We start from the raw sequence: 20,842 nt of genomic DNA on the forward strand, positions 1-20,842 counted from the left end.
CCGTCCGCCGCTAACGATTCAAAAGCAAGCTTTTGAATCGTCCGCTCGACTTGCATGTATTAGGCACGCCGCCAGCGTTCGTCCTGAGCCAGGATCAAACTCTCCATAGAAAAGTTATCCTTAGCTTTTGTACGCTTTTCGCTTCGTTCAGTTTTCAAGGAACATCTCCGTCAAACGACGGCTTGGTTATTCTAACATTTCTTTTTGTTATTGTCAATCACTTTTTTCTATCGTCAGTCGTTTTTTCGTTGCTGACGACGTTTATTAATTTAACATACGTTTTATTTTATTGTCAACAGTATTTTTTAAAAAAATGTTCTCATTTATTCATTAATCATATCGTGTTATTTCTTGCATAAGATGGTCATAAAAAGGACAAGGGGGGACAAATATTGAAGTTTTTTTATATACTCGACGGAAAAAAAATTAAAAAATGGCTTCTCATTATATCAATCGCCTTTGTCACAGCCTCTATTTTTTATATTCAACAACTTGCAAGCGAATCTGTATTTTCTACCGATCCCGGACCAAAAGCCATTTACAAAGTCGAAAATAAAAAAAACGAGCTTGCTTTGACATTTGACATTAGTTGGGGTGAAACAAATGCTTTAACTGTTTTAAACGTATTAAAAAAACACGGGGTAAAGGCTACATTTTTCTTATCTGCTTCTTGGGCGGAACGTCACCCTCGCATCGTAAAAAAAATTGTTGAAGATGGTCATGAAATCGGTAGTATGGGTTATGAGTACAAAAATTATACTGAACTTGAGCGGGGAAAAATTATTCGCGACTTAGCACAAGCTAAGAAAGTGTTTGATACGTTAGGCATTAAACATACTCCTTTTCTTCGTGCGCCGACAGGAAATTTTAATAAAAACGTTTTGAAAGTTGTTCACTCCTTTGGCCATACGGTCGTCCATTGGAGTGTTGATTCAAAAGATTGGCTTAATCCTGGAGTACATGCCATTGTTGAAAACGTCACGAAAAACGCTAAAAGCGGTGATATTGTGCTGCTTCATGCATCAGATTCAGCTAAACAAACGGCCTCAGCATTAGAACAAATTATCATATGGATGAAAAAAGAAGGATATAGGGGCGTAACGATATCCGATCTTGTCAACAACGCTCATATCAAAAGTAAAGAAATAAAATGAGGCGGCAGGCCTCATTTTATTTTCTTAAAAGCCTATGCAACGTAAGCAATTGATACGCATTGCAAATTAATAACGGGAACAACATTAAATATAACCAATTTTCTTCATTAATTCGCAATACCGGGAACCATTCAATCACCGTAACAACAACCATAAAAAATAAGGCAGGAATAAATGCTTCTTTGTTCGTTTCACGCATTTTCACGTATGCAACAATGAGTCCAAACAGGAAAATGAATAAAGCAACAAGCACGTAACTAACAATTGATTCTCCTTCTTTAGCAAACAGTTGATAACGAAAATAAACGAGATCAAATAAAACAAAAGCAATGAGAACGATTTGTACCGCATTCCATAAACTGACGGAACGGAAAATTCCGAGACCAAAACGATGAATCGTTAAATACGCAAAAAAACCCATCTGACTAATGACGCTAAAAATGAAACCAACTCCAATCAGCCAAACGAGAACAGATAAAATTTCTTTTATCTCAAACGATGTAAAAAGATGTGCGTATTCATTCCACTTCACAGCAAATCCAACAATCCCTGTACTTATTCCACCGACAAACAATGTTGAAAAAAACAATTGAACCCACTTTCGACTGTTCACTTGTGTACCCTCCAATTCTCAATATCCCTTTCAAAATTCTATCAACGAAATAAGAAAAATGCTAGCGAATATTTTTGCAAAGAATATTGAATATTAACAGTAAGGAAACTTGTTGAAAGGGGCCCTTGATGATGAATCGAACATTTTTGCTCCTCGCATTTAGTTGTGTATTAGCGCTAGCAGGGTGCGCCCAACAAGAGAAAACCCCTGCGCAACCTGATTACGATCAAACGAAAAAAATGGTTGTTGATATTTTAAAAACGGATGAAGGAAAAAAAGCGATTCAAGAAGTGATGAGCGATGAAAAAGTAAAACAGCAGCTCGTCATGGACCAAGAAGTTGTAAAAAAAACGATTGAGGAAACGTTAACTTCAGACAAAGGAAAAGCGTTTTGGAAAAAAGCATTTGAAGACCCAAAGTTCGCTCAAAATTTCGCGAAAAGCATGAAAGAAGAACATGAAAAATTATTGAAAGCGCTAATGAAAGACCCTGAATATCAAGCAATGATTGTAGACATTATGCAAAATCCAGAAATGAAAAAATTAATACAAACAGAGATGAAAAACAAAGATTTTCGCGCCCATTTGCAAAAAGTGATTACAGAGACATTTAGCAGCCCGCTATTTAAAGCAAAAATTGAAGATATTCTTATGAAAGCAGCAGAAGAAATGCAAGGCGGCAAGAAAAAACCTGATCAAGAGGGGTCGAGCGAGGATCAAACAGCATAAGGGTGTCCTTCGATTACTAGGACACCCTTTGTAAATACATATGCACAATCCATCATCAAAGAAAGACGCCACTTCATCGTAACTTTGCGATGATTTTTTTAGCAATATCCATATACACTTTTCCAATTGGATGATCTTCACCATATACAGAAGGGGCAAAGTCATCATCGTTCCAGTCAGGTTGTCCGAGCGGTAGCTGTCCAAGTAAGTCCGTCTGTAATTCTTCAGCTAATTTTTGGCCACCGCCTTTTCCAAAAATATATTCTCTTTCACCCGTTGTTTGGCTTTCAAAATATGACATATTTTCGATAACACCGACAACTTCATGATTCGTCCGAACCGCCATCGCTCCCGCTCTTGCGGCAACAAAAGCAGCCGTTGGATGAGGCGTCGTCACAATAATTTCTTTCGATGTCGGAAGCATCGTATGCACATCTAACGCTACATCCCCTGTGCCTGGAGGTAAATCTAATAGTAAATAATCTAATTCTCCCCATTCCACTTCATCAAAAAAGTTTTTTAACATTTTGCCGAGCATTGGTCCGCGCCAAATCACCGGTGAATTATCTTCTACAAAAAACCCCATAGAAATTACTTTTACACCAAACCGCTCAACCGGAATAATTTTTTCTCCACGGACGATTGGCCGTTCTGTAATCCCCATCATATCTGGCACACTAAACCCGTAAATATCTGCATCGATTAACCCAACCTTTTTACCAAGCCGCGCAAGCGAAACAGCTAAATTAACGGATACCGTTGATTTCCCTACGCCACCTTTTCCGCTTGCAATGGCTAAATAAATCGGTTCATTCGTTGATCTTTCTTCTAACGGCAATTGAGCAAAACGAAGCCCAACAGATGATGCTCCTGCATCTTTTAAACGTTGGACAACCGTCTGTTGCACTTGAAGTTGTTCCGCCGTCCCAGTTTTAGCTAAAGCAATTTTTACGCTCACTAGCCCTTTTTCTTCATTTATTTTGACTTCTTGAATCGCTCCTGTTTCTTTAAACGTTTTTTTCAAAAAAGGGTCGTAAATCGTTTCAAGAAGCTCTACAACTTGTTTTTCTGTCAACATCGCGCCTCACCAATCCTTATGTATTCGGTTTCATACTTTCAATATAACATAATTTTCTGTATAAAAAAATGAATCCTTCTCACTCAGAAGGATTACGTTCATTTGATACGTAACGTAAAATACCTTTGTAAATCGAAGCGGCAAGCTGTTCTTGATACGTTGAAGATGCTAGTAATTTCCGTTCTTCTTCATTTGACAAAAAGCCGATTTCAACTAAAGCTCCTGGTTTTTTAGCCATTTTTAATAAATATACGGTTTGAATGGGCTTCGCCAATCGATGTGTATTTTCCAAATTGACGCGTAGCTCTTGTTGAATAAACTTAGCTAGCCTTGCATTTTCCTCTAATGAAGGATAGTAAAAAACTTGTGCGCCCCTCCATTTCGGCGAAGGGATGGCGTTTAAATGAATACTAATAAAAAAATCTGCCTCTGACTCATTCACAAATTGAACTCGCCGTTGTAAATCTTCTATTTTTCTTCGGCTATATCCCCTTGTTTGTTCACTTGCTAAATCATGGTCTCCCTCTCTTGTCATTTGAACGAGCGCACCTTGTTGTTGCAAATAATCGCGTAATTTTAACGCCACATCTAGTGCGACTTCCTTCTCCAAAACATCTCCCCCGACCGCTCCTCCGTCAGGTCCTCCATGCCCAGGATCAAGAACAATAATTTTTCCTGATAACGGTAAACTCCATGCTTTCCAAGAGTGATCATGAAAGACATAAAACTGTAAAAAAAGGGCAAAAACAATGAAAACAATAATAATACGTATTTTCATCCCTTCTCCTCCCCACTATTTATGTTATATGGGACAAGAGGAGAATTTAGAACGGTTACTTCAAACGAAGACGTTGACGGCGCAGTCCTTTTTCGATTCCTTCTTTCCACCATCCATCGATGTAACGGGCACATGCATCGTACATGTCATCTCCGTATTCTTTCATACGGTCATACAATTCATCAATGAGTTGCATATATTCATCGATACAACGTCTTCTGACCGTTTCCTTTGACTCACCATAATATATAAAGCGGCTATAATGCGCTCCGATCAAATACGCTTCAATCGCCACATCGATACATATCGTTTCGATACATTCAGAAACAATGATGTATCGTTGCCAATACGTGCGCATACGTTGCCATAGTTCATGATAAGAAAGATCGCGCAATGCATTTCGTTCATCAGTTAGCTGCTTTTCTATCTTTTTTGCTGTAAACGATGTAAGTATTCCCAATTTTTTATCCCTCCTCATACATATTGTTCGCATGAAAATGAGAGACATACAAAAAAATCTCGGCAAATAATTGCCGAGATTTGTTGACATTAACGTTTTGAGAATTGTGGTGCACGACGAGCGCCTTTAAGACCGTATTTCTTACGCTCTTTCACACGAGAATCGCGCGTTAATAAGCCTGCACGTTTTAATGTTTGACGGTATTCAGGGTCAACTTGTAACAATGCACGAGCGATACCGTGACGGATCGCACCTGCTTGACCTGTAAATCCACCACCGCTTACGTTTACTAATACATCGTAGCTACCGAACGTTTCTGTTAAAACAAGTGGCTGTTTTACAACTTCCACTAACGATTCATATGGAACGTAGTCACGAATGTCACGACCATTTACGATAATGCGTCCTTCACCTGGAACGAGACGCACGCGCGCAACTGAACTTTTGCGACGGCCTGTGCCGTAGTATTGTACCTGTGCCAAAATAATGCCCTCCTTTAATCAATTATCCGCGAAGTTCATAAACTTCTGGTTTTTGTGCTTGATGCGGATGTTCACTTCCGCGATAAACGTGCAATTTTTTGAACATTTGACGACCAAGGCTACCTTTTGGAAGCATGCCGCGAATTGCTTTTTCAAGCATTTGCTCTGGGTAATTTGTGCGCATTTCAAGAGCTGTTCTTACTTTTAACCCACCTGGATGTAAGCTGTGGCGATAGTATAGTTTGTTTGTTAATTTTTTACCTGTTAATTCAACTTTTTCTGCGTTGATGATGATCACATGATCACCTGTGTCAACATGCGGTGTGTAAGTTGGTTTATGTTTACCGCGCAAAATTGCAGCAACTTCGCTAGCAAGACGTCCTAACGTTTTGCCTTCTGCATCAACAACGTACCATTTACGTTCTACTTCATTTGGCTTCGCCATATACGTACGCATTTGTTTTCCCTCCTAAAATAAAAAATAAACAAGCGATATTTATTTCAACACGATTAATTTCCGGGGCTAATCGTGGGTTTAAAATACATACCATATGATATAATATCTCTTTCATAACCTAATGTCAAGAAAATGTTACACCTGGATTAGTTGTCATAAGAAACGTGCCATAAATATAGGCCGTGACCTGGAGCCGTCTTCCCCGCAGCACTTCGATTTTTTTGTTGCAAAATCGTTTTCATCTCTTCAGCACGTCGTTCCCCGCGCCCAACTTCTAGCACTGTTCCAACGATAATGCGAACCATATTGTACAAAAAGCCGTTTCCAACAAGACGGAAGATTAGCTCTTCTCCTTCTTGAATCACTTCCGCTTCATAAATGGTACGAACTTTATCATCAATTTCCGTTTTTGCCGAACAAAAACTTGTGAAATCATGCGTCCCGATCACATAACGAAGCGCTTCGTTCATCGCCGTGACATGAAGCTTGTACGGATAGTGATATACATAATGGCGTAAAAATACGTTTTTCTCTCCTATCCAGACGCGGTAACGATATTCTTTCTTTTTCACGCTAAATCGGGCATGAAAAGAAGGAGGTACTTCACTTGCTTCTTTGACAATGACGTCATCCGGGAGAAGAGCATTTAACGCCTTTGGCCATTTTTCATCTGGAATCGCAAGCGGCGTATCAAAGTGAATCACTTGTCCATATGCATGAACCGTTGCATCCGTTCTTCCTGACGCATATACGCGAACAAATTGCCCTTTATGAATGATGGAAAGTGCATGCTCTAGTTCTCCCTGCACCGTTCGTTTTTGTTGTTGAATTTGATATCCAGCAAAATGCGTACCATCATATGCAATGGTACATTTTATTCTTCTCATGATTTTCGCTCCTTCTTATGAACGAAGTAACCATAAAGCAATAGCCAATAAGCCGATGAAAAGCATAAAAGCCGTATCTATTCGTCCCCACGTCAACTCGCGCCATTTTGTTCGATTTTGACTACCACGATATCCACGTACTTCCATCGCGACAGCTAGCTCTTCTGCTCTTTTAAATGCGCTAATAAATAGCGGAACGAGCAACGCCGTCATCGCTTTCATTCGTTCTTGGAACGGACCGCTTGAAAAATCGACACCACGAGCGGTTTGAGCTTTCATAATTTTTTCGGTTTCTTCCATTAACGTCGGAATAAAACGAAGAGAAATCGACATCATGAGCGCTAGTTCATGAACAGGTACATTCCATTTTTTTAACGGCGAAAGTAACGACTCCATCCCATCTGTCACTTCAATCGGCGTTGTTGTTAACGTCAATAGCGTTGTGACGACAATAAGGAGCAAAAAGCGTAAAGAAATAAACGCCCCTTGTTGAATCGCTTTATCGTACACTTCAATGCCAAGCCATTGAAAAACGATATGTCCTTCTTTTGTTAATAGCACATGGAGAAAAAAAGTAAATACAATGACCCACAAAACAGGTTTTAACCCTCTAATCATAAATGAAAAAGGAATGCGTGATAAAAACAACAAAAGGCATGTAAACAAAGTCAATATTCCATACGTCCATCCGTTGTTTGCAAGAAATACGATAAACACATAAATAAACATGAGCAGCAGTTTTGTACGTGGATCGAGCCGATGAATAAAAGAATCCCCAGGAACATATTTTCCGATAATCATACCGTTCATCATATACGCTTCACCCTAGTAAATAACGTTTGTAAAGATCGTTCGACGTCTTCTATCGTCAAACATGGTTCTGGAAATTGTATCCCGAATTTTTGTTCGATTGCCCGCTGAAACAAAACTGTCTCAGGGACATCTAATCCAAGATGTATTAAATCATCGACGTTACGGAAAATTTGTTCTGGTGTCCCTCTTCGAACAATCGTTCCTCGATGCATAATAATAATATCATCCGCGTAACGCGCTGCCTCTTCCATGCTATGTGTCACAAGTACAATGGTCATCTTTTTTTGCCGCTGAAGGTTTGCGAACATATCCATCATTTCTTTTCGTCCGCGAGGGTCTAATCCTGCCGTAGGTTCATCTAACACAAGCACTTCCGGCTCCATGGCTAACACACCTGCGATCGCTACGCGGCGCATTTGTCCGCCGCTTAAAGCAAATGGAGATTTATGTCGCACTTCTTCCGGCAATCCAACAAGCGCTAACCACTCGCCAACACGAGCTTTTGCTTCTTGTTCTGACATGCCGAAATTCATCGGTCCAAAGCAAATATCTTTTTCTACTGTTTCTTCAAACAATTGATGTTCAGGGAATTGAAAAACAATGCCTACTTTTTTCCTTAAAGGCTTTAAATGTTTTTCTTTTTTTCCCGCTACAATTGTATAATCGCCAAGGTGGACGGTTCCTTTTGTCGGTTGAAGTAAACCATTGAAATGTTGTAAAAGGGTAGACTTGCCCGACCCTGTATGACCGATTACCGCTACATATGAGCCGCTGCGAATATCAACATGAATATCGTACAACGCTCGCTTCTCGAAAGGGGTATTTATTTGGTAACGATGTTCGACATCGCGGAATACAATGTCCATAATTCACTCACCAACCCCTCCATTGTTAAATGATCAGCTGTCATTGGAATGCCATTGTTCTTCAATCGTCGACTTAGTTGTAGCGAGAATGGTAAGTCTAACCCCATCTCTTCTAATTTCTCCCCGTATGAAAAAATATGTGCAGGCGTTCCTTCGAGCACAATTTTTCCTTTATTCATCACAATAACCCGATCTGCTTTTGCGACTTCATTTAAATCATGAGTAATTGAAATAACCGTCATATCGTGTTCGCGACGAAGCGACTGCATCACATGAAGAACTTCTTTTTTTCCGCTCGGGTCAAGCATGGATGTCGCCTCATCTAAGATGATGACATTCGGCTGAAGAGCAATGGCGCTTGCAATGGCGACGCGTTGTTTTTGTCCACCCGACAAGCGATGCGGCTCGTGATGAATGAAATCTTCCATTTTTACTTTTTTTAACGCTTCGTTTATGCGTTTTTTCATTTCCTCTTTTTGTATCCCTCTATTTTCAAGACCGAAAGCGACGTCATCTTGAACCGTCGTTCCAACAAACTGGTTGTCTGGATTTTGAAATACAATGCCTAATTGCTCACGTACGTCCCATATCGTTTCTTCATTTAATGGTATTCCACATACATGAATCGTTCCACTTGTCGGTGGCAATAAACCAATTAACAACTTCGCTAATGTTGATTTACCTGATCCATTATGCCCGACAATTGTTACCCATTCACCTTTATACACTTGAAACGATATGTTTTGTAGAGCATACGTTTGTTCATTTGCGTATTGAAAACTTACATCGTCCACACGTACTGCAACTTCCACGACTCTCTCCTCATCTCTTCTGAATGTTCTTACTCTCTACTCTACTACAAAAAAGAAAACAAAAAAAGGGCATAGATCCAGTTCAAAAACTGTCTCGCCCTTATAAAAACGTATTAAACTAGTTCAATAATTACCATTGGCGCACCGTCACCGCGGCGTGGTCCAAGTTTCATAATGCGTGTGTAGCCACCTTGACGGTCTTGGTAACGAGGTGCGATGTCGCTAAACAATTTTTGAATCGCATCTTGACCTGTTTCTGTGTTTGCTACTTCTTTGCGAACGAATGCCGCAGCTTGACGACGTGCATGCAAATCGCCACGTTTTCCTAATGTAATCATTTTTTCTACAACAGAACGCAATTCTTTTGCACGAGCTTCTGTTGTTTCAATTCGCTCATTAATGATTAAGTCTGTCACTAAGTCACGAAGCAACGCTTTACGTTGAGAGCTTGTGCGTCCTAATTTTCTGTAAGACATGTGATGTCCCTCCTTTATTTCACTTTTAACATGAAAATGCCTAGTTAACCGAACGCTTAACTAGTCATCTTTACGTAAGCTTAATCCTAGCTCTTCTAACTTCGCTTTTACTTCTTCAAGCGACTTGCGGCCTAAGTTGCGCACTTTCATCATATCTTCTTCCGTTTTTTGCGCAAGCTCTTGCACTGTATTAATGCCAGCACGCTTTAAGCAGTTGTACGAACGAACAGAAAGATCAAGCTCTTCAATTGTCATCTCGAGCACTTTTTCTTTTTGATCTTCTTCTTTTTCGATCATGATTTCAGCGTGTTGCGCCTCATCTGTTAAGTTCACAAAAATGTTCAAGTGCTCCGTTAAAATTTTTGCCCCTAGTGAGATTGCTTCTTTCGGGCCGATGCTACCATCTGTCCACACGTCGATCGTTAATTTGTCGTAGTTTGTCATTTGACCGACGCGCGTATTTTCGACTTGGTATGATACGCGCGATACCGGCGTATAAATGGAATCGATCGGGATAACACCTATCGGTTGATCCTCGCGCTTATTAGCATCAGCTGGCGTATACCCACGTCCACGTTTTGCCGTCATTCTCATCCGTAAACGACCGTCTTTTGCTAATGTCGCAATATGAAGGTCAGGGTTGAGAATTTCTACATCGCTATCGTGAGTAATATCAGCAGCTGTAACGACTCCTTCACCCTGTACATCAATCTCAAGCGTCTTTTCTTCGTCCGAATAAATTTTTAGCGCTAGCTTCTTAATGTTTAAAATGATCGTTGTTACATCTTCCACGACGCCATCAATTGTTGAAAACTCGTGCAATACACCGTCTATTTGAACAGATGTTACAGCGGCACCAGGGAGTGAGGATAACAGGATACGACGTAAGGAGTTACCCAAAGTTGTACCATATCCACGCTCAAGTGGTTCAACGACGAATTTGCCATATTTGGCATCCTCGCTGATTTCAACCGTTTCGATTTTCGGCTTTTCAATTTCTAGCATTCCTTTAACCCTCCTTCAAAACGTCGAAACCCCGATTAAACCGATGACAGCTCAATCGAAATTCCCCCATGAATAAGTTCCCGAATGTGCACAACAACTGTTTTTCATTTCCCTGTATAAGAATGACTATATCCCATTATTGACACATACGCAAATTCTATACAGAGAAATTAAACACGACGACGTTTTGGCGGACGGCATCCGTTATGTGGAACCGGTGTAACATCTTTAATTGCTGTAATTTCTAATCCAGCCGCTTGAAGTGCACGAATTGCTGCTTCACGACCAGCACCCGGACCTTTTACGTTTACTTCAACAGTTTTCATGCCATGCTCCATTGATGCTTTTGCAGCAGTTTCTGCAGCCATTTGTGCAGCGAACGGAGTAGATTTACGAGAACCTTTGAAACCTAACGCACCTGCACTTGACCAAGAAATTGCATTTCCATGAACGTCTGTAATTGTGACGATTGTGTTGTTAAAAGTCGAACGGATATGAGCGATACCAGATTCAATATTCTTTTTTACACGACGTTTACGCGTATTCGTTTTACGTGCCATTCGTTCATGAACCTCCTTTACTTAATTATTTTTTCTTATTCGCTACTGTACGACGTGGACCTTTACGTGTACGAGCATTGTTTTTCGTATTTTGGCCACGAACTGGCAATCCGCGACGATGACGAAGACCACGGTAGCAACCGATCTCCATTAAACGTTTAATGTTTAAAGATACTTCACGACGAAGATCTCCTTCTACTTTTAAGCGATCTACGATTTCACGAATTTTACCTAATTCTTCTTCTGTTAAGTCGCGAACGCGAGTGTCTTCAGATACGCCAGCTTCTGCTAAGATTTTTTGTGCAGTTGCTTTACCGATTCCGTAAATGTATGTTAATGAAATGACTACACGTTTGTCACGAGGAATATCTACACCTGCAATACGTGCCATAATTTGTACACCTCCTCAAGTTTTATCCTTGTTTTTGCTTATGCTTTGGATTTTCACAAATAACCATAACTTTTCCGCGTCTGCGAATGACTTTGCATTTTTCGCAAATCGGTTTTACAGATGGTCTAACCTTCATGTGAACTTACCTCCTTGTTCGTGCGGAGTGTTATTTATATCGATACGTAATTCTTCCACGTGTTAAATCGTAAGGTGACAATTCAACTGTCACTTTATCACCTGGTAAAATACGAATAAAATGCATGCGAATTTTACCTGAAACGTGAGCTAAAACGGTATGACCGTTTTCAAGTTCCACTCGGAACATCGCATTTGGCAACGTTTCAACGACTGTACCTTCCACTTCAATTACATCGTCTTTCGCCATTGAACGGCTCTCCCTTCTTTTTTGAAATGAGTAACATGTTCAACTAACACGACCAGTTTAAAGCTTACGATGCGCATCCGCAAAGAAGGTTAAAGCGTTCAAAGTGTTGTTAAAATTTCATACCCCGTCTCAGTAATAGCGATCGTATGCTCAAAATGAGCACATAGTTTGCCATCTACTGTGACGACCGTCCAATTATCTTCTAACGTGCGAACATAACGGGTTCCTGCATTCACCATCGGTTCAATGCACAGAACCATGCCTGGCTTTAACCGCGGCCCTTTATTTGGCGGACCGTAATGTGGGATTTGCGGATCTTCATGTAAGTCTTGACCAATTCCATGTCCAACATACTCACGCACAACAGAAAAGTTATGCGCCTCAACGTACGTTTGGATCGCATGAGAAATGTTCGTTAACCGTGCGCCAGGTTTCGCTTCTTCCAATCCGCGATACAATGACTGTTCTGTCACTTCTAACAGCTTTTTCGCCTCTTCGGAAATGGCTCCGACTGGATATGTCCAAGCCGAATCGCCATGATATCCGTTATATTTCGCGCCAATATCGATGCTAATAATATCTCCTTCGCGAAGCACACGGTCTCCCGGAATACCGTGAACGAGCTCTTCATTTACCGATGTACAAATGCTCCCACGGAATCCATTATATCCTTTAAACGAAGGAATTGCATCATGTTTGCGAATGAACGTTTCCGCAATATGATCGAGCTCTTTCGTTGTTATGCCTGGCTCAATATATTTTTGTAGTTCTTGATGGGTTAAGGCAACAATTCGGCCAGCTTCACGCATAATTTCGATTTCGCGTGGGGTTTTGCAAATGATCATTATTTTAAGCCCCCAAGTAATTCACAAATGTCAGCAAACACTTGATCAATATGTTGTTGTCCATTAATATTGCGCAAGTACCCTTTCGCTGCATAAAAATCAAGCAACGGTTGCGCTTGCTTCATATTGACTTCAAGGCGATTTGCTACTGTCGCTTCGTTATCATCTGCACGTTGATACAACTCGCCACCACATTTATCGCAAACGCCTGCTTTTGCTGGTGGGTTGAACACGAGATGATACGTTGCGCCACATTCTTTACAAATGCGTCTGCCCGTTAAACGTTCCATTAAAATGTTTTTATCTACTTCAATGTTAATCACATAATCAATGGAACGATTTAATTGTTGAAGAAGAGTCTCCAACGCTTCAGCTTGAGCGACTGTTCGCGGAAATCCATCAAGCAAAAATCCGTTTTGGCAATCGTCTTTGCTTAATCGTTCACGAACAATACCGATCGTCACTTCATCCGGAACAAGATCGCCGCGATCCATATATGATTTCGCCTGTAAACCGAGCTCTGTTCCTTCTTTCATCGCTGCTCGAAACATATCCCCAGTAGAAATGTGAGGAATTTTGTATTTCTCAACAATTTTCTCTGCCTGCGTCCCTTTTCCAGCGCCCGGCAGTCCCATTAATACTAAATTCATCAATTTCTCCCCCTCAGCTCTATATGAGGTAGAGGGAATAAAATTCCCAACACCTCTTTTTATTTAATAAAGCCTTTATAATGGCGCTTCACTAATTGGCTTTCTAGCTGCTTCATCGTCTCTAAAGCAACACCGACGACGATCAGCAAGCTCGTTCCTCCAATTTGAGCAGAAGGCGGTAGTTTAGCGAACTCGATAAAGAAGACAGGAAGAACAGCGATTGCTGCTAAAAATAGAGCTCCGACGAAAGTTAATCGATATAAAACGCGTGTAATGAATTCTTGCGTGTTCTTTCCTGGACGAATGCCTGGAATGTAACCACCTTGCTTTTTCAAATTGTCCGCCATTTGTTCTGGATTGACTTGAACAAACGCATAAAAATACGTAAAGGCAACAATTAAAGCGACGTATATGATCATACCAACTGGTTGCGTGTAGTCAAAAACTTTCTTAATCCACAATGTTACATCATTCGAGCCGAAAAACGATGCAATCGTCGGTGGAGTAATAATAAACGACACCGCGAAAATAACCGGAATGACACCTGCCGGATTCACTTTTAACGGAATGTGTGTCGAATGACCACCTACTGGACTACGTCCTTCTAATCGCTTTGCATACTGAATCGGGATTTTTCGAAACGCTTGTTGCATATAAATAACGCCAACAATAACTGCAACAACAGCTAAAGCGACTAACAATACTGTAACGATGCGTAAAAATAGCTGATCGCCAGCATTTTCAAACTGTTGGACGTAAATTTGGTTAAGCGTTGTTGGGATCCCTGATACAATTCCTGCAAAAATTAATACAGAAATACCGTTCCCAACACCTTTAGCTGTAATTTGCTCACCGAGCCACATTAAAAAAGCTGTTCCTGCTGTTAAAACGAGCGCAATAAGCAAATAAGTCGGGATGCCTGGATTTTTAATAAGCACGCCTCCGGACATATTATGGAAACCATAAGACATAGCGAACGCTTGGATAAACCCAAGCACAATTGTGAAATAGCGAGTAAACTGAGCGAGTTTACGGCGGCCCACTTCTCCTTGTTTCGACCATTCCGTAAATTTAGGAACAACATCCATCTGCAATAGTTGTACGATGATGGATGCCGTAATGTATGGCATGACGCCCATCGCAAAAATAGAAAAGTTTTGTAAGGCACCGCCACCAAATGTATTCAATACGCCAAAAGCGTTGAACTGATCTTGCATTTTTAACACATCTGCATTTACGCCCGGCACGGGAATAAACGTACCGATGCGAAATACAATGAGCATAAGAAGGGTGAACATAATTTTTCTTCTTATATCACCCACGCGCATAAAATTGGAGATTGTTCGAAACATTAAATCACCTCAGTTGTACCGCCAGCAGCTTCGATCGCTTCTTTTGCAGAAGCAGAGAATTTATGAGCTTTTACTGTTAATTTTTTCGTAAGCTCACCGTCACCAAGAACTTTGATGCCTGCTTTTAATTTGCTTACTACGCCTGTTTCAAGCAATAATTCTGGTGTGACTTCCGTACCGTCTTCAAAGCGATTTAATACTTCAAGGTTAACGATCGCATATTCTTTACGATGGATGTTTGTAAAGCCGCGTTTTGGTAAACGACGGAATAAAGGTGTTTGACCACCTTCGAAGCCGATGCGTACACCGCCGCCAGAGCGAGCGTTTTGCCCTTTATGTCCTTTACCAGAAGTTTTTCCGTTACCAGAGCCGATACCACGACCAACACGGTTGCGTTCTTTACGAGAACCCGGTGCTGGTTGCAATTCATGTAGCTTCATGCCGAGGCACCTCCTTATTCTTCTAATTCTTTTACTGTTACAAGGTGAGAAACTTTATTAATCATTCCACGAATGGCTGGATTGTCGTTATGAACAACTGTTTGATGCAATTTTCGTAAACCTAATGTTTTAACCGTCACGCGTTGGTCTTGCGGACGACCGATTACGCTGCGAGTGAGGGTAATTGCTAATTTTTTCGCCATCATTTTTCCCTCCCTTATCCTAACAGTTCCTCAACTGTTTTACCGCGCAATTTCGCTACCTCTTCGGCACGTTTCAATTGCTTCAAACCGTCGATTGTTGCGCGCACCATGTTAATTGGTGTGTTGGAACCGATTGACTTCGATAAAATATCGCTAACACCTGCTAACTCTAATACCGCACGGGCAGGACCACCAGCGATAACTCCTGTACCTTCAGATGCTGGTTTTAAAATGATTTGACCTGCACCGAAATGTCCGATCACTTCATGTGGAATTGTTGTACCAACGATCGGTACAGTAATTAAATTTTTCTTCGCGTCTTCAATCGCTTTGCGAATTGCATCTGGAACTTCTTGAGCTTTTCCAGTTCCGAATCCGACATGACCGTTTTTGTCACCAACAACGACTAACGCAGCGAAACGGAAACGACGTCCACCTTTTACTACTTTAGCTACGCGGTTAACGGCAACAACGCGTTCTTCTAGTTCAAGTTTATTTGGATCAATGCGACGCATCTCTGTCCCTCCTTCTTAATTAGAATTGTAATCCAGCTTCACGAGCAGCGTCTGCAAGTGCTTTAACACGTCCATGATATAAATATCCGCCACGGTCAAATACAACCGATGTAATACCTTTTTCAAGTGCACGTTTAGCAATTAACTCGCCCACTTTTTGAGCTGCTTCAACATTGCCTGTTGATTCTAAGTCGAATTCTTTATCTAAAGTTGACGCGCTAACAAGCGTCACTGCTTTCATATCGTCGATAATTTGCGCGTAAATGTGTTTGTTTGAACGGAACACATTTAAGCGTGGACGTTCCGCAGTTCCTACTACTTTACGACGAACACGAGCGTGTCTTTGTTTGCGAACTGCATTTTTATCAAGCTTAGTGATCATTCGTGTCACTCCTTTCATTTACCTAAGCAGCATTATTTCTTACCTGTTTTACCTTCTTTACGACGCACAACTTCGCCTTCGTAACGAATACCTTTTCCTTTGTAAGGTTCTGGTGAACGAACGGCACGAATGTTTGCTGCTAATTCACCAACACGTTGTTTGTCCGCACCTTTAACGATAATTTTTGTTTGTGAAGGAACTTCGATTTCAAGTCCTTCTTCAGGCTCGATTTCAACAGGATGAGAGTATCCAACGCTTAATACAAGCTTTTTGCCTTGTTTTGTTGCACGGTAACCGACACCGACAAGTTCAAGAGCACGCTCATAGCCTTTTGAAACACCTTCAACCATGTTTGCGAGCAAGCTGCGAGTCGTTCCGTGAAGCGCACGATGATGCTTCTCATCGCTTGGACGCTCAACTGTTAAAACATTACCTTCTACTTTAATAACCATATCTGGATGGAACGTACGAGTAAGTTCACCTTTCGGACCTTTTACAGTAACTGTGTTACCGTCTAATGTAACTGTAACACCAGCTGGAATTTCCAATGGTTTTTTACCAACACGTGACATGTACTACACCTCCATTCGTTGCAAAATAATTACCAAATGTATGCTAACACTTCGCCGCCAGTACGTTTTTGACGTGCTTCTTTGTCAGTTAAAATACCTTGGGATGTTGAAAGAATTGCGATTCCTAAACCGTTCAATACGCGTGGTACTTCGTCAGCTTTTGCATATACGCGTAAACCAGGTTTGCTAATACGTTTAAGGCCTGTAATTACACGCTCGTTATTCGGACCGTACTTTAAGAAAATACGAAGAATACCTTGTTTGTTATCTTCAATGTATTCGACATCACGAATGAAACCTTCACGCTTTAAAATTTCAGCGATTTCCTTTTTAATTTTTGAAGCAGGAACTTCAAGTTTCTCGTGACGCACCATGTTCGCATTACGAATGCGAGTAAGCATATCTGCAATTGGATCTGTCATCACCATTATGTTTTACCTCCTTCCCAACTCATGGGTTTATTACCAGCTTGCTTTTTTCACACCAGGAATTTGACCTTTATACGCTAATTCACGGAAACAAATACGGCAAAGTTTAAATTTGCGATATACAGAGTGTGGACGTCCACAACGTTCACAACGAGTGTACGCTTGCACTTTAAACTTTGGTGTGCGTTTTTGTTTCGCGATCATTGATTTTTTAGCCACGTTTTCGCCTCCCTCTTTTTACGAATGGGAATGATTATTTTTGGAATGGCATGCCGAGCAATGCAAGTAATTCACGAGCTTCCTCGTCTGTTTTCGCAGTTGTAACGATCACGATATCCATACCGCGAACTTTGTTTACTTTATCGTAATCAATTTCAGGGAAAATTAATTGCTCTTTTACACCTAATGTGTAGTTTCCGCGTCCGTCGAACGATTTTTTAGAAACGCCACGGAAGTCGCGAACACGCGGTAAAGAAACGGAAACGAGCTTATCAAAGAACTCGTACATACGCTCACCGCGAAGCGTTACTTTCGCACCGATTGGCATTCCTTCACGAAGGCGGAAGCCAGCGATTGATTTTTTCGCACGTGTAACAACTGGTTTTTGACCAGAAATTAACGCGAGTTCTTCCACTGCGTTATCTAACGCTTTTGCGTTTTGTACCGCATCACCAACACCCATGTTGATGACGATTTTTTCGATTTTCGGAACTTGCATCACAGATTTATAGTTAAACTTGCTCATCAGAGCAGGAACAACTTCTTTCAAATACTTTTCTTTAAGGCGGTTCATTTGAGTACCTCCCTTCCTCAGTCACTTCATTATTTGTCTAAAATTTCACCAGAACGTTTCGCATAGCGAACTTTTTTACCGTCAACTACTTTGTATCCAACACGAGTTGGTAATCCTGTTTTTGGATCAAGAGGCATTACGTTTGATACGTGGATTGGCGCCTCTTGGCTGATGATGCCGCCTTGTGGATTTGCTTGAGAAGGTTTTACGTGTTTTTTCACGATGTTTACACCTTCAACAAGCACTCGGTTTTTCTTTGGAAACGCAGCAAGAATAACGCCTTGTTTTCCTTTATCTTTACCAGAGATCACTTGTACTTTATCACCTTTTTTTACATGCATCTGAATCGCACCTCCTTAAAAGGCTTTTCCTTTTCATTAAATCACTTCTGGAGCTAAAGAAACGATTTTCATAAAGTCTTTTTCACGTAATTCGCGAGCAACTGGTCCGAAAATACGTGTACCACGTGGGCTCTTGTCATCACGAATGATTACGCAAGCATTTTCATCAAAGCGGATGTAAGAACCGTCTGCACGGCGTACGCCACGTTTTGTACGAACGACGACCGCTTTAGCAACTTGACCTTTTTTAACAACGCCACCTGGTGTTGCATCTTTAACTGTCACCACAACGATGTCGCCCACGTTCGCATAACGACGACCAGAACCACCTAGCACTTTAATGACAAGCACTTCACGTGCACCAGAGTTATCAGCAACTTTCATACGAGTTTCTTGTTGAATCATTGACGAAACCTCCTTTCGGATTTGTATCCATCATCCCGAACAATATTAATTAAACGATAACAGCTTTTTCAACTACTTCAACAAGACGGAAACGTTTTGTCGCAGAAAGAGGACGTGTTTCCATAATTTTTACGATGTCGCCCACTTTTGCTACGTTGTTTTCGTCATGTGCTTTATATTTTTTCGAATACTTTACGCGCTTGCCGTAAAGAGGATGCTTTTTATAAGTTTCTACAAGAACCGTAATTGTTTTATCCATTTTATCGGAAACAACACGGCCGACGAGAACTTTACGATTGTTGCGTTCACTCATTGTGCGAACCTCCTCTCGATATCAATTATTTATTAGCAGCGATCTCTCTCTCGCGAATCACAGTTTTCATACGCGCAATCGCTTTGCGTACTTCACGAATACGAGCTGTATTCTCTAATTGACCTGTTGCCAATTGGAAGCGAAGGTTGAATAACTCTTCTTTCAACGCTTTAATTTTTTGTTCAATCTCGGCAGTGGTAAGTTCACGAATTTCTTTAGCTTTCATTTGATTCACCACCAATTTCTTCACGTTTTACGAATTTGCATTTGATTGGAAGTTTGTGAGAAGCAAGGCGCAACGCTTCACGAGCTACTTCTTCAGAAACTCCCGCGATTTCAAACATCACTTTACCAGGTTTCACAACAGCTACCCAACCTTCAGGAGCACCTTTACCGGAACCCATGCGCACTTCAAGTGGTTTCGCTGTATATGGTTTTGAAGGGAAAATTTTAATCCATACTTTACCGCCACGTCTCATGTAACGAGTCATCGCACGACGAGCAGCCTCGATTTGACGGTTTGTGATCCATGCTGGCTCTAACGCTTGTAAGCCGTATTCACCAAAATGTACTTCTGTACCGCCTTTCGCGCGACCTTTCATGCGACCGCGATGTTCACGACGATATTTTACGCGTTTTGGCATTAACATGATTAATTTCCTCCTTCCTCAGTTTTCTTTTTCGTAGGAAGGACCTCTCCACGATAAATCCATACTTTCACGCCGATTTTTCCGTATGTTGTGTCCGCTTCTGCTGTCGCGTAGTCAATGTCAGCGCGAAGAGTATGAAGTGGAACTGTTCCTTCGCTGTAATGTTCTGAGCGAGCGATATCTGCTCCACCTAAACGACCAGATACCATTGTTTTAATTCCTTTTGCACCTGCGCGCATTGTGCGTTGGATTGCTTGTTTTTGCGCACGACGGAATGATACGCGGTTTTCAATTTGACGCGCGATATTTTCCGCAACAAGTTTTGCTTCTAAGTCTGGCTTTTTGATTTCAAGGATGTTGATATGAACGCGTTTGCCAGTTAATTCGTTTAACGCTTTACGAAGCGCTTCAACTTCAGATCCACCTTTACCGATAACCATTCCTGGTTTCGCTGTATGGATTGTGATATTTACACGGTTTGCTGCACGCTCGATCTCAATGCGAGAAACAGCTGCATCGCTTAAGCGCTTTGTGAGGTATTCGCGAATTTTAAGATCTTCGTGTAAAAGGTCCGCATAATCTTTTTCAGCGTACCATCTTGATTCCCAATCACGGATAATACCGATGCGAAGACCGATTGGATTTACCTTTTGACCCACTGATTATCCCTCCTTCTTTTCTGAAACGACGATCGTGATATGACTTGTGCGTTTGTTAATTGCGCTCGCACGACCTTGTGCACGAGGACGGAAACGTTTCAATGTTGGTCCTTCGTTCACATAAGCTTCCGTAACAACGAGCTTGTTAACGTCCATGTCATAGTTATGCTCTGCATTTGCAACTGCAGATTTTAATACTTTCTCGATAATTGGAGAAGCAGCTTTTGGCGTATGGCGAAGAATCGCAACTGCTTCACTCACTTGCTTTCCTCGAATTAAATCAATAACTAAACGAGCTTTACGAGGAGCAATTCGAACCGTTCTAGCAACAGCTTTAGCTTGCATAAAT

Annotated in this window: 36 protein-coding genes and 1 rRNA gene; 2 read left to right on the top strand and 35 right to left on the bottom strand. The window is 41.2% G+C overall.

Going from position 1 to position 20,842, the window contains the following annotated elements; all coding sequences use genetic code 11:
• Positions 1 to 110 (bottom strand): 16S ribosomal RNA (locus ES017_RS13895); the annotation flags it as partial.
• Positions 111 to 392: 282 nt separating this feature from the next.
• On the opposite strand from ES017_RS13895, the gene pdaB reads away from it, so the two are divergent.
• Complete coding sequence (gene pdaB / locus ES017_RS13900; RefSeq protein ID WP_021095314.1) at positions 393 to 1,154, top strand: polysaccharide deacetylase family sporulation protein PdaB; 762 nt, start codon at positions 393 to 395, stop codon at positions 1,152 to 1,154.
• A 16-nt stretch (positions 1,155 to 1,170) separates the two neighbouring features.
• Here pdaB and ES017_RS13905 read toward each other — a convergent pair whose 3' ends face one another.
• The gene (locus ES017_RS13905) at positions 1,171 to 1,767 is read right to left on the bottom strand and encodes a KinB-signaling pathway activation protein (protein ID WP_021095315.1); all 597 of its coding nucleotides are present in this window, start codon (positions 1,765 to 1,767) and stop codon (positions 1,171 to 1,173) included.
• A 131-nt stretch (positions 1,768 to 1,898) separates the two neighbouring features.
• On the opposite strand from ES017_RS13905, the gene gerD reads away from it, so the two are divergent.
• The gene (gene gerD / locus ES017_RS13910) at positions 1,899 to 2,495 is read left to right on the top strand and encodes a spore germination lipoprotein GerD (RefSeq protein WP_035063339.1); all 597 of its coding nucleotides are present in this window, start codon (positions 1,899 to 1,901) and stop codon (positions 2,493 to 2,495) included.
• A gap of 73 nt (positions 2,496 to 2,568) precedes the next feature.
• Here the strand turns inward: gerD and ES017_RS13915 are convergent, their stop codons facing one another.
• The 33 genes from ES017_RS13915 to rplV all read right to left on the bottom strand — a co-directional run bounded on the left by ES017_RS13915 (position 2,569) and on the right by rplV (position 20,838).
• Complete coding sequence (locus tag ES017_RS13915) at positions 2,569 to 3,573, bottom strand: Mrp/NBP35 family ATP-binding protein (RefSeq protein WP_021095317.1); 1,005 nt, start codon at positions 3,571 to 3,573, stop codon at positions 2,569 to 2,571.
• A 79-nt stretch (positions 3,574 to 3,652) separates the two neighbouring features.
• Positions 3,653 to 4,351, bottom strand: a complete 699-nt coding sequence (cwlD, locus tag ES017_RS13920) for an N-acetylmuramoyl-L-alanine amidase CwlD (RefSeq protein ID WP_021095318.1) — start codon at positions 4,349 to 4,351, stop codon at positions 3,653 to 3,655.
• A 55-nt stretch (positions 4,352 to 4,406) separates the two neighbouring features.
• Positions 4,407 to 4,811 carry a DUF2521 family protein gene (locus ES017_RS13925; RefSeq protein WP_075039523.1) on the bottom strand — a complete coding sequence of 135 codons (405 nt, stop codon included), beginning with the start codon at positions 4,809 to 4,811 and terminating at the stop codon, positions 4,407 to 4,409.
• A gap of 89 nt (positions 4,812 to 4,900) precedes the next feature.
• Positions 4,901 to 5,293, bottom strand: coding sequence for a 30S ribosomal protein S9 (gene rpsI, locus ES017_RS13930; RefSeq protein ID WP_003397701.1), 393 nt, complete (start codon positions 5,291 to 5,293; stop codon positions 4,901 to 4,903).
• A 22-nt stretch (positions 5,294 to 5,315) separates the two neighbouring features.
• Positions 5,316 to 5,750, bottom strand: coding sequence for a 50S ribosomal protein L13 (gene rplM, locus ES017_RS13935; protein ID WP_021095320.1), 435 nt, complete (start codon positions 5,748 to 5,750; stop codon positions 5,316 to 5,318).
• A gap of 146 nt (positions 5,751 to 5,896) precedes the next feature.
• Complete coding sequence (gene truA, locus ES017_RS13940) at positions 5,897 to 6,637, bottom strand: tRNA pseudouridine(38-40) synthase TruA (protein ID WP_042535894.1); 741 nt, start codon at positions 6,635 to 6,637, stop codon at positions 5,897 to 5,899.
• A gap of 15 nt (positions 6,638 to 6,652) precedes the next feature.
• Positions 6,653 to 7,450: an energy-coupling factor transporter transmembrane component T family protein gene (locus ES017_RS13945; protein ID WP_035063329.1), complete on the bottom strand. Its 798-nt coding sequence runs from the start codon at positions 7,448 to 7,450 to the stop codon at positions 6,653 to 6,655.
• Positions 7,447 to 8,316, bottom strand: coding sequence for an energy-coupling factor ABC transporter ATP-binding protein (locus ES017_RS13950; protein ID WP_021095323.1), 870 nt, complete (start codon positions 8,314 to 8,316; stop codon positions 7,447 to 7,449). Before ES017_RS13950 ends, ES017_RS13945 begins: the two co-directional genes overlap by 4 nt.
• Positions 8,274 to 9,128, bottom strand: a complete 855-nt coding sequence (locus tag ES017_RS13955) for an energy-coupling factor ABC transporter ATP-binding protein (protein ID WP_021095324.1) — start codon at positions 9,126 to 9,128, stop codon at positions 8,274 to 8,276. Before ES017_RS13955 ends, ES017_RS13950 begins: the two co-directional genes overlap by 43 nt.
• Before the next feature lie 113 nt (positions 9,129 to 9,241).
• A complete protein-coding gene (rplQ, locus tag ES017_RS13960) occupies positions 9,242 to 9,604 on the bottom strand; it encodes a 50S ribosomal protein L17 (protein ID WP_003397694.1) in 363 nt (120 codons plus the stop codon).
• A 60-nt stretch (positions 9,605 to 9,664) separates the two neighbouring features.
• Positions 9,665 to 10,609, bottom strand: coding sequence for a DNA-directed RNA polymerase subunit alpha (locus ES017_RS13965; RefSeq protein ID WP_004888705.1), 945 nt, complete (start codon positions 10,607 to 10,609; stop codon positions 9,665 to 9,667).
• 170 nt (positions 10,610 to 10,779) lie between these two features.
• Entirely contained in the window at positions 10,780 to 11,169 is a 390-nt protein-coding gene (gene rpsK, locus ES017_RS13970) for a 30S ribosomal protein S11 (RefSeq protein WP_021095325.1), read from the bottom strand.
• A 25-nt stretch (positions 11,170 to 11,194) separates the two neighbouring features.
• On the bottom strand, positions 11,195 to 11,560 hold the full coding sequence (gene rpsM / locus ES017_RS13975; protein WP_003397691.1) for a 30S ribosomal protein S13: 366 nt from the start codon (positions 11,558 to 11,560) through the stop codon (positions 11,195 to 11,197).
• 22 nt (positions 11,561 to 11,582) lie between these two features.
• On the bottom strand, positions 11,583 to 11,696 hold the full coding sequence (gene rpmJ / locus ES017_RS13980; RefSeq protein ID WP_000868344.1) for a 50S ribosomal protein L36: 114 nt from the start codon (positions 11,694 to 11,696) through the stop codon (positions 11,583 to 11,585).
• Positions 11,697 to 11,726: 30 nt separating this feature from the next.
• A complete protein-coding gene (infA, locus tag ES017_RS13985; protein WP_003247618.1) occupies positions 11,727 to 11,945 on the bottom strand; it encodes a translation initiation factor IF-1 in 219 nt (72 codons plus the stop codon).
• A gap of 98 nt (positions 11,946 to 12,043) precedes the next feature.
• Positions 12,044 to 12,790: a type I methionyl aminopeptidase gene (gene map, locus ES017_RS13990; protein ID WP_021095326.1), complete on the bottom strand. Its 747-nt coding sequence runs from the start codon at positions 12,788 to 12,790 to the stop codon at positions 12,044 to 12,046.
• The gene (locus ES017_RS13995; protein WP_021095327.1) at positions 12,790 to 13,440 is read right to left on the bottom strand and encodes an adenylate kinase; all 651 of its coding nucleotides are present in this window, start codon (positions 13,438 to 13,440) and stop codon (positions 12,790 to 12,792) included. Before ES017_RS13995 ends, map begins: the two co-directional genes overlap by 1 nt.
• Positions 13,441 to 13,499: 59 nt before the next feature.
• Complete coding sequence (secY, locus tag ES017_RS14000) at positions 13,500 to 14,792, bottom strand: preprotein translocase subunit SecY (RefSeq protein WP_021095328.1); 1,293 nt, start codon at positions 14,790 to 14,792, stop codon at positions 13,500 to 13,502.
• Positions 14,792 to 15,232: a 50S ribosomal protein L15 gene (rplO, locus tag ES017_RS14005; protein ID WP_021095329.1), complete on the bottom strand. Its 441-nt coding sequence runs from the start codon at positions 15,230 to 15,232 to the stop codon at positions 14,792 to 14,794. Before rplO ends, secY begins: the two co-directional genes overlap by 1 nt.
• 14 nt (positions 15,233 to 15,246) lie before the next feature.
• Positions 15,247 to 15,435 carry a 50S ribosomal protein L30 gene (gene rpmD / locus ES017_RS14010; RefSeq protein ID WP_003397685.1) on the bottom strand — a complete coding sequence of 63 codons (189 nt, stop codon included), beginning with the start codon at positions 15,433 to 15,435 and terminating at the stop codon, positions 15,247 to 15,249.
• Positions 15,436 to 15,449: 14 nt separating this feature from the next.
• Positions 15,450 to 15,950, bottom strand: coding sequence for a 30S ribosomal protein S5 (rpsE, locus tag ES017_RS14015; protein WP_021095330.1), 501 nt, complete (start codon positions 15,948 to 15,950; stop codon positions 15,450 to 15,452).
• Between the two features lie 19 nt (positions 15,951 to 15,969).
• Positions 15,970 to 16,332, bottom strand: a complete 363-nt coding sequence (gene rplR, locus ES017_RS14020; RefSeq protein ID WP_021095331.1) for a 50S ribosomal protein L18 — start codon at positions 16,330 to 16,332, stop codon at positions 15,970 to 15,972.
• Positions 16,333 to 16,364: 32 nt separating this feature from the next.
• Positions 16,365 to 16,904 (bottom strand): 50S ribosomal protein L6, encoded by a 540-nt coding sequence (rplF, locus tag ES017_RS14025; protein WP_009361495.1) that lies wholly within the window; start codon positions 16,902 to 16,904, stop codon positions 16,365 to 16,367.
• Between the two features lie 29 nt (positions 16,905 to 16,933).
• Positions 16,934 to 17,332: a 30S ribosomal protein S8 gene (gene rpsH, locus ES017_RS14030; RefSeq protein ID WP_009361494.1), complete on the bottom strand. Its 399-nt coding sequence runs from the start codon at positions 17,330 to 17,332 to the stop codon at positions 16,934 to 16,936.
• A 33-nt stretch (positions 17,333 to 17,365) separates the two neighbouring features.
• On the bottom strand, positions 17,366 to 17,551 hold the full coding sequence (gene rpsN, locus ES017_RS14035; RefSeq protein WP_003397678.1) for a 30S ribosomal protein S14: 186 nt from the start codon (positions 17,549 to 17,551) through the stop codon (positions 17,366 to 17,368).
• A 34-nt stretch (positions 17,552 to 17,585) separates the two neighbouring features.
• Positions 17,586 to 18,125 carry a 50S ribosomal protein L5 gene (gene rplE / locus ES017_RS14040; protein WP_003397677.1) on the bottom strand — a complete coding sequence of 180 codons (540 nt, stop codon included), beginning with the start codon at positions 18,123 to 18,125 and terminating at the stop codon, positions 17,586 to 17,588.
• Positions 18,126 to 18,154: 29 nt separating this feature from the next.
• A complete protein-coding gene (gene rplX, locus ES017_RS14045) occupies positions 18,155 to 18,466 on the bottom strand; it encodes a 50S ribosomal protein L24 (protein WP_003397676.1) in 312 nt (103 codons plus the stop codon).
• Positions 18,467 to 18,502: 36 nt separating this feature from the next.
• Complete coding sequence (rplN, locus tag ES017_RS14050; RefSeq protein WP_021095332.1) at positions 18,503 to 18,871, bottom strand: 50S ribosomal protein L14; 369 nt, start codon at positions 18,869 to 18,871, stop codon at positions 18,503 to 18,505.
• A gap of 49 nt (positions 18,872 to 18,920) precedes the next feature.
• On the bottom strand, positions 18,921 to 19,184 hold the full coding sequence (gene rpsQ, locus ES017_RS14055; RefSeq protein WP_003397674.1) for a 30S ribosomal protein S17: 264 nt from the start codon (positions 19,182 to 19,184) through the stop codon (positions 18,921 to 18,923).
• 25 nt (positions 19,185 to 19,209) lie between these two features.
• Positions 19,210 to 19,410 carry a 50S ribosomal protein L29 gene (rpmC, locus tag ES017_RS14060; RefSeq protein ID WP_003397671.1) on the bottom strand — a complete coding sequence of 67 codons (201 nt, stop codon included), beginning with the start codon at positions 19,408 to 19,410 and terminating at the stop codon, positions 19,210 to 19,212.
• Entirely contained in the window at positions 19,400 to 19,834 is a 435-nt protein-coding gene (rplP, locus tag ES017_RS14065; protein ID WP_003397670.1) for a 50S ribosomal protein L16, read from the bottom strand. The genes rpmC and rplP overlap by 11 nt, the downstream gene beginning before the upstream one ends.
• Positions 19,835 to 19,836: 2 nt before the next feature.
• Positions 19,837 to 20,493 (bottom strand): 30S ribosomal protein S3, encoded by a 657-nt coding sequence (gene rpsC, locus ES017_RS14070; RefSeq protein WP_021095333.1) that lies wholly within the window; start codon positions 20,491 to 20,493, stop codon positions 19,837 to 19,839.
• A 3-nt stretch (positions 20,494 to 20,496) separates the two neighbouring features.
• A complete protein-coding gene (gene rplV, locus ES017_RS14075; RefSeq protein ID WP_006322652.1) occupies positions 20,497 to 20,838 on the bottom strand; it encodes a 50S ribosomal protein L22 in 342 nt (113 codons plus the stop codon).
• Between the last annotated feature and the right edge of the window lie 4 nt (positions 20,839 to 20,842).

The organism is Anoxybacillus sp. EFIL (assembly GCF_013096955.1).
Classification (GTDB): Bacteria; Bacillota; Bacilli; order Bacillales; family Anoxybacillaceae; genus Anoxybacillus; species Anoxybacillus ayderensis.